Annotated in this window: 7 protein-coding genes and 1 pseudogene; 4 read left to right on the top strand and 4 right to left on the bottom strand. The window is 60.1% G+C overall.

The window, feature by feature from the left end:
• Together VJX68_RS19180 and VJX68_RS16000 are read right to left on the bottom strand one after the other, a co-directional pair.
• Positions 1–103 (bottom strand): alcohol dehydrogenase catalytic domain-containing protein (locus VJX68_RS19180; RefSeq protein WP_349255930.1); only part of this gene is annotated, 103 nt, incomplete at its 3' end.
• 17 nt (positions 104–120) lie between these two features.
• The gene (locus VJX68_RS16000; RefSeq protein WP_324096719.1) at positions 121–837 is read right to left on the bottom strand and encodes an enoyl-CoA hydratase/isomerase family protein; all 717 of its coding nucleotides are present in this window, start codon (positions 835–837) and stop codon (positions 121–123) included.
• A 222-nt stretch (positions 838–1,059) separates the two neighbouring features.
• Between VJX68_RS16000 and VJX68_RS15995 the strand changes: the two genes are divergently transcribed.
• Positions 1,060–1,632, top strand: coding sequence for a response regulator (locus tag VJX68_RS15995; RefSeq protein ID WP_324096718.1), 573 nt, complete (start codon positions 1,060–1,062; stop codon positions 1,630–1,632).
• A 68-nt stretch (positions 1,633–1,700) separates the two neighbouring features.
• Positions 1,701–2,744 (top strand): L,D-transpeptidase family protein, encoded by a 1,044-nt coding sequence (locus VJX68_RS15990; RefSeq protein ID WP_324096717.1) that lies wholly within the window; start codon positions 1,701–1,703, stop codon positions 2,742–2,744.
• Positions 2,745–2,760: 16 nt separating this feature from the next.
• On the opposite strand, the pseudogene VJX68_RS15980 reads toward VJX68_RS15990, so the two are convergent.
• Both VJX68_RS15980 and VJX68_RS15975 read right to left on the bottom strand, forming a co-directional pair.
• Positions 2,761–3,821, bottom strand: a pseudogene (locus tag VJX68_RS15980) (thiolase C-terminal domain-containing protein).
• Between the two features lie 299 nt (positions 3,822–4,120).
• Complete coding sequence (locus VJX68_RS15975) at positions 4,121–4,735, bottom strand: alpha-ketoglutarate-dependent dioxygenase AlkB family protein (RefSeq protein ID WP_324096714.1); 615 nt, start codon at positions 4,733–4,735, stop codon at positions 4,121–4,123.
• A 198-nt stretch (positions 4,736–4,933) separates the two neighbouring features.
• On the opposite strand from VJX68_RS15975, the gene VJX68_RS15970 reads away from it, so the two are divergent.
• Together VJX68_RS15970 and pqqA are read left to right on the top strand one after the other, a co-directional pair.
• Positions 4,934–7,339 (top strand): TonB-dependent receptor, encoded by a 2,406-nt coding sequence (locus VJX68_RS15970; RefSeq protein ID WP_324096713.1) that lies wholly within the window; start codon positions 4,934–4,936, stop codon positions 7,337–7,339.
• A gap of 71 nt (positions 7,340–7,410) precedes the next feature.
• A partial coding sequence (pqqA, locus tag VJX68_RS19385) for a pyrroloquinoline quinone precursor peptide PqqA (RefSeq protein WP_414643493.1) occupies positions 7,411–7,481 on the top strand: 71 nt, incomplete at its 3' end.

Below are 7,481 nucleotides of genomic sequence, written 5' to 3'. Positions count from 1 at the left end.
TCGCGCCAATCTTTTCGATGATGCCCAGCGGTTCGTGCCCGGGGATTACCGGTGACGAGATTGCGATGCCGCCTTCGTATTGCTCGTAGTCACTGCCGCAGATTCCGCAAACTTCGAGCTTCAGGAGAGCGTCGTCAGCGCGTGATCCTTGGTGACGACGAGTGGAACCGATGGCTTCGCAATCAGATCGGCGGCAAGCTGGTTGACCTCGGACTCGAGCTGCGAGGGCGCAACGACGCGGTTGAGGAATCCCATCGCCTTCGCTTCGGCGGCGCTGAAGCGCCTGCACGTCATGACGAGCTCCTTGGTCATCGCGGGGCCGATCTCGCGCACCAGCCTGGGAATTCCGCCCCACGCGAGCGGAAGCCCGATATCGACCTCCGGAATGAAAAAGACCGTGTCCTCGGCCGCGACCCGCAGATCGCACACCGCGGTCAGCACGAGGCCGCCGCCGACCGCGTGGCCGTGGACCTGCGCGATTGTGACCGCGCGCATCTGCTCGAGTGCATCCGCCGCGCGAAGCCCATACTGCCCGACCTCGCGCCGGTAGAGCCAGCTCTTGCCCGAACGTGCGAAACCCTCGCCCGCGGGCGAATCCTTCAGATCGGCGCCCGCGCAAAACGCCCGCCCCGCGCCGCTTACGACCACCACTCGAAGCTCGCGATGCGCGTCGAACCATCGCGCCGCCTCGGCAAGCTCCTGAAGCACCGTCGCGTTGACCGCATTGAGCCGCTCGGGCCGGTTCAGGACGAGTCTCCCGAGAGGTCCCTCGACCTCGACCCTGATAGTCTTGAACTCGCGGGTCTCCTTCCGCATCGCTTCGCTCGTTTCGCTCATTGCAGATCTCCTTGACCAATTTGCGGGAGTAGCGCACTAAGGCGCTCGGCACAAGCCGGCCACCTCGCTCTGGGACTGGCTTTACAGATTGTGGCCGCGTTGTCTGGAGCTGATCGAGCACTAGAGCGCGAGTCTTCGCTTTCGCACCTGTGTCCGATGGAGACATTGAGAGGCGGAGTGCATCCTTTCGCTCTCCTAGTGTTGTTCCAAAAGCAGAATCGCTTGGCACAATTGCTGCTTTATTGTGGAGAAAGACGGCGGCAGCCCTCCAGTACCAGTCGAGCCAACGCGATGATCAAACAAAAGAGAACATCGATTTTGGAAGAAATACGCCTATCGCCGACTTTACTGCTGCTGTCCGATGACGAAGCGCTGGCAGATCTCGTACGCGGAATCGTTAAGCGGCCCTGGAAGCTGGTCCGGCAGGGCGCCAACGGGTTCATGAATCGCGAGGCGTTCTCTCAGCCAAACGTGCGGCTCGTTATACTCGACGATCAGGCGATCGAAGAAAATGATCGCGGCTGGCTGCTAGCGCAGATTCGCAAACACCTCCCCGGCCCGTCTCTGCTATACGTCGCCGCCAACCAAAGCGACGGCAACGAGAAACGGGCGCGCACCACCGGCGCCCACTACTACGTTTCGAAGCCCCTGTCGCTCGAGCGATTCGGGAACGTGCTGCGATCATTTTTGAAAGTAGAGCAGGTCAAAGGGCAACCCAACGCATCAAACAAGAGACCTACGAGGAGCGCGAAAAAACCGCCAGAAACTCGAATCGCATCGAGCTGTCCTTCCTGAAATGGATCAGGCTTGGAAGTGCGTCGGCACTCCGGCAGTGCATTCAACTTACGCCGGCTGTCCGCCAGATGATGCTCTTGAGCTTGCAAAATCTCCGGGCAGCCGCGCTGGTCCTCGTACTCGTCGCTTTCGGTGCGAGGGCCGGAGCCGCATGGGCGCAGGGCGCGCCCGACCCGAAATTGATTCCCGTGCGTCACGAGATCTCGGGCGCGCTCCTCGCCTATCAAGTAAGTGAGAACGATACCTCGGAGTCCATCGCGGCGCGCTTTGGAGAACCTGCGATGACGCTGTTCCCGGACGGCAGTGAACCGGAACCGGGCAACACGATCGCGATCGATAATCGCCACGTGGCGGCTGCGGCGATCGATCAAGGCGTGGTGATCAACGTCCCGCAGCGCATGCTGTTCGTGTTCCGAGAAGGCCATCTCGCCGGGGCTTGGCCCATCACGGTCGGGCGTCCCGATTGGCCGACGCCGCTTGGCAGCTACCGTGTCGCCTCGCTTTCGCTGAATCCGACCTGGCATGTTCCTCCCGCGATCCGCGCCGAAATGGAGGACGAAGGGCTCCCCATTTCGGCGCAGGTAAAGCCCGGGCCTGCCAATCCGCTCGGCAAACACTGGATTGGACTGGATCACGGGGGCATCGGGATTCACGGCACCAATCATCCCGTGAGCATCTTCCACTTCGGCTCGCATGGATGCATCCGGCTCGCTCCTGATTCAGTAGACAGATTGTTTCGCATGGTCGGGCGCTCGGAGCGGGTCGAAATTGTTTACCAGCCGGTGGCGCTTGCGGCACTCGCCGACGGCCGCATCTTCGTGGAGTCGGATTCCGATCCATATGAACAGGGGCGTCCCGACATACGCTCGCTGCATGCGGCAGCACGCGCAGCCGGTCTCGAAGGATCGATAGATTGGGCGCGAGCGTCACGCGCACTCGTCACCGTCGAAGGTATCGCGCGAAGGATCGATCGCGGACAGGAAACCGAATCTGCAGGAGTCAGCGTGTCCAACGAGAGGGATACGCCAAGAGGCCGGCGGAGGCTCTGGCTTGCCGAAGGAGATGAAGACTGTGAACTCGTCACGACTGAGGAATCTGTCCATGTGCGCTGAGCCCAGGCCGCGAAACTCAGGCAAAATTTGCGCGACGATACATCGTGACGACCGCGGCTCCCCCAAGCCCGAGATTGTGCTGGAGGGCGACCTTGGCGCCCAATACCTGCCGCTTGTCCGCTTCGCTCCGCAATTGCCAGTTGAGTTCTGCGCACTGCGCCAGGCCTGTTGCGCCTAGGGGATGGCCCTTCGAAATCAGCCCGCCCGATGGATTCACGACCACCTTGCCACCATAAGTATTGGCGCCCGCGTCGACAAATTCACCGCCCTTGCCCTCGGGACATAGCCCCAGCGCCTCATAAGTGATCAGTTCGTTGCACGAGAAGCAGTCGTGGAGTTCGACCACGTCGACGTTCTCAGGCCGTTCTCGAGGCCAGGCTTCTTGACGAAGTCGGCACTCGCCAGAATTGCTGCACCCGAGCCGTCGGAGGTCGGGCAGCACTGAAGCTTGGTGAGCGGCTCATACACCATCGGCGCGCTGAGAATTCCTTCGAGTGAGTACTCATCCTGGAACTGCGAGTACGGGTTGTTCACGGAATGCTTGTGGTTCTTCCATCCGATTTTTGCGAACTGCAACGCAGTCGTGCCGTAGCGCTCCATGTGCTCGCGCCCGGCGTTGCCAAACATCTGCGCCGCCGGCGGCGCCGGTGCAAAGCCGCGCAGGTCGGCCATCAGCTGAACGTGCTTGTCCATCGGATTGATGCGGTCCGTGTACTTGGCGCCGAGCGAGCCCTTCTCCATCTTCTCGAAGCCGAGCGCCATCACGCAGTCCGCGATGCCGCCCTCGATGAATTGCTTGGCCATGAACAGCGCGGTCGATCCGGTCGAGCAGTTGTTGTTGACGTTGTAGATTGGGATACCGGTCATCCCGAGTCCGTAGAGCGCGCGCTCACCGCAAGTCGATTCTCCATAGCAGTAGCCGACCACCGCCTGCTCGACGTTTTCGTAGGCGATCCCGGCGTCCTGCAGAGCCTTGCTCCCGGACTCCTTCGCCATGTCGGGATAGTCCCAAGCCCGCGAACCCGGCTTCTCGAACTTGGTCATCCCGACGCCGACGACGTATACCTTCCGTCCCATTTTTTTGCTCTCCTGGAGTCCGCGCTTGCGCGGCGACACGATTTCTCAAAACCCTAGTATGCCCCGATCACGTGCGCAATTGCCAAGTATGCAGATTCCGCGGGTTCCGCGCCAAGCAGAAGGCGAAGCTTCCTGGTTCATAAAGTTCCGAAGTATGAAGTATGATGTATGCAACAGCATGTTGTGGGACGGCATCAGTGGCCCCGACCAACGCCGGACTAAGTCGCTAGGTTCGTCAGCAGTTAGGTTAGCTTGCATCGTATGCGATGCGGTCCACGCAATTGCTTTGTAAAGCTCTCCTATAAAGCGATGCGGCGAAACGTCAGGTTCACCCGCGGCCCGCACGGACGCGTCTCCTTCAAGATCCCATGCTTCCAATATCGCTGCGTCTCACCTTTCATCAGTAATAAGCTCCCGGACGCAAGCCTCAGATGGACAGGCTTGGCCAGCTTGTTAGCTTTGTGCTTCAGGACGAACGTCCGCTCCTCACCCAGACTTAGCGATGCGATTATGGGTCTCTCGCCTAGCTCTGGTTCATCGTCGCTATGGAATCCCATGCTATCTCGATTGTCGCGGTAGTAGTTCAGCAGCACGCCGTTGAAAGACGCCGCCGTCACGGTCTCGACCCGCCTTCTGATCTCAAGCAACAGCTCGGTCCAGGGAAGTGGGATTAGTCTGATACCGGAATAGGTGTAGTCGCTGCCTGGATCTCCGTACCAGGCGACCAAGCGCGGCTGCGAATACATTTTGCCCCAAACGAAAATATTGTCTTGTCGCCAAGGTATGTCGGCGATGAGCTGACGCAAAGCTGAATCGGGATCGCACCCGAGTTCGAGATCACTCAGGTAGTACATTTCGCCATCTGGCATCGGAATTCTCACGAGCCGATCTGTCTCTTCAAACAGGCCTGACATCAAGGTTTCCTTCCTCAACACCCGAGAGCTCAACTGCGACTGTACTCTTGAATGTTTGCCAAACCCCGCACGGTATTCAACTGTGTCACAGGTCCGGGCAGTCTGGAGGTTGTCTGCCTGGCGGGAAGGTGAGGCTGAATTTGGGAGCAAGTGTTAATTCGCTGGGCGAGGCGATTGAACCCCCTCGAGGTTTCGTCTGTGTCGTCCTCATTTTTAGTTGCGCTCGCGATTTTTTTTCCGGTCAAGGAGTGCTTTGCAAGCGACGCCAGTAGCGGCGCAGCGCGGCCGCCGGAATTGAGCGGTGCGATCAAGGATGCACTGGGGCGACCGATCGCGGACGCCGATGTACGGCTGGAAAAGGGAGGCCAAGTGATTGCGCGCTCGCGCACCGATTCGGTGGGAGCGTTTCGCTTCAAGTCAGTCGCGCCCGGGAGCTACACCGTCATCGCTAGCAAGCAAGGGTTCAAGCAAACGCTTCAGACCGTCGTGGTGAGTTCCAAAGAACGGCGCGAGATGCTGGTCATGACGATGGAAGCGAAGGAGGCGCTAACGCTGCAAGTGGCGACCGCGCGGCTTGATCGCGCGCGCAACGATTTGTCCACCGAGATCGGCAGCACCGCTTATCGTTTCGATCAGCAGGCGATTCATCGGCTGCCGGAGGGACAGAACTCTCCGCTCGCGCAGGTGCTGCAGCAGGCGCCGGGCGTGAGCCAGGACTCCTATGGCCAGGGTCAGGATCAAATTCACATACACGGCGAGAACGGCGGCGGCATCCAGTACCGAATCAACGACGTGTTCATCCCGCAGGCGGTGACCAGCTTCGGCGAGATTTTCAGCCCGCGCTTCGTGCGCAGCCTAACGCTGCTGACCGGCGTGCTGCCTGCGGAAATCGGATTTCGCAACGAGGGCATCGTCGATATCCACACCAAGGACGGATGCGTCGATGGCGGCGCGGATAATGACAATGTCGAGATCTACGGCGGTCAGCGCGACACGCTCGAGCCGAGTTTCGAGATCGGCGGATGCAGGGGGCGGTTCAGCTATTATGTGGGCGGCTTTTACCTGCGCGACAATCTAGGGCTTCAGGCGCCCGACGACAGCCCCGATCCCAACCACGATCACACCGAGCAGGGCCAGGGATTCGCATACCTGTCCTATCTCGTGAACTCCGACACGCGGTTGTCGATGATGACGGGCACCGCGGTGAACTCATTCGAGGTTCCGCCCGAGCCGGGACTCGCGCAGCAGTTCACGCTCGCGGGCGTGCCGAATTATCCCTCGTCGGAGGTCAAGGAAAGCGAGCTCGAGCAGAACTACTACGGCGTCGTTGCGCTGCAGGGCACGGTTGGCGGGAACATCAACTACCAGGCGGCGGCATTCAGCCGCTACTACGAACTGAAGTTCAATCCGGATCCGATCGGCGACCTCATCTACAACGGCGTCGCGGCGACGATTCTGCGCACCGGGTTCGTCAACGGAATGCAGGAAGACACCAGCTACCAGCTCGATTCGCATCACACGCTGCGCGCGGGATTCTACATGAGCGGCGAGGCGATCGAGCTTGACGATCATGCGCAGACGTTTCCCGCGACTAGCGGCGTGCAGAGCGGCACGACGCCGATTTCGATCGTCGACGACAACAATCAAATCGCGTGGCTGCTGGGAGTCTATGCGCAGGACGAATGGCGTCCGCTCCCGAAGCTGACGATTAACTTCGGCCTGCGATGGGACTGGATGAGCGCGTTCGTGACGCAGAATCAGTGGAGCCCGCGGCTCGCATTGGAATACGCGCTGACGCGCACCACCACGCTACACGCGGGCTATGCGCGCTACTTCAAGGTGCCGCCGTTCGACCAGGTCGCGCTCGAGACGGTCGAGAAATTCGCCAACACGACCAACGCGGCACCGGTCAACAGCGGCAACGACAAGATCGAGGCGGAGCGTGACGACTACTTCGACGCCGGCATCCGGCAGCGCGTCGCCGAGGGCCTAAACGTTGGGGTCGATGGCTTCTACAAGATTGGCCACGACCAGCTCGATCTCGCGCAACTTGCGGGTACTGTCGTGACCGCGCCGCTTAACTATCGCGAAAGCCGCGGATGGGGGTCGGACTTCAGCTTGACCTACGAGCGCTACGGCCTGTCAGCGTACCTCAATTTTTCCTACGCGGTGCTGCAAGCCAAATATATCAGCGCGGGTGCGTTCCTTGCCGACAGCGCCGCTGAAATCAGTTACATCACGAACCATTGGGTCACGCTCGACGACGATCAGATGTTCGTCGGATCGGGCGGCGCGTCATACCAGCTATGGGGATTCCTGCTGACGGCGGACGGGATTTGGGGCAGCGGTTATCGGCGCGGTTTCGCGAACAGTGGCGAGCTGCCACCGATAATCCAGTTCAACGCGGGAATAGTGCGGAGCATCCGGTTGCGGAGGATCGGCAACGTCGAGGGGCGGCTCAGCATGATCAACGTCTTCGATCACACGTATCAGATTCGCAACGGCAGCGGGATCGGGGTTTTTTCGCCGTCGTATGGCCCGCGCCGGGCTCTGTATGCGGGAATAAAGATTCCGCTGGCGCCGATGTTCAGCGGGTCTCCATAATGTAGAGACATGTTGCCTCCGGTAAAGCGCATAGTGTAAAAATTCTTCGGGGAGTTTGCAGGAGTTCAAATATGAGTGACTGGAAGAAGCCGGAGTTCGTCGAGATCCGGATGGACGCGGAAATCAACTGCTACAGTTCTGC

The sequence above is a fragment of the Binatus sp. (SeqCode) genome, assembly GCF_035272065.1.
Lineage (GTDB): Bacteria > Desulfobacterota > Binatia > Binatales > Binataceae > Binatus.
The sequence above is the reverse complement of the archived record's forward strand: the minus strand, read 5'-3'. Positions and strand labels throughout refer to the sequence as shown.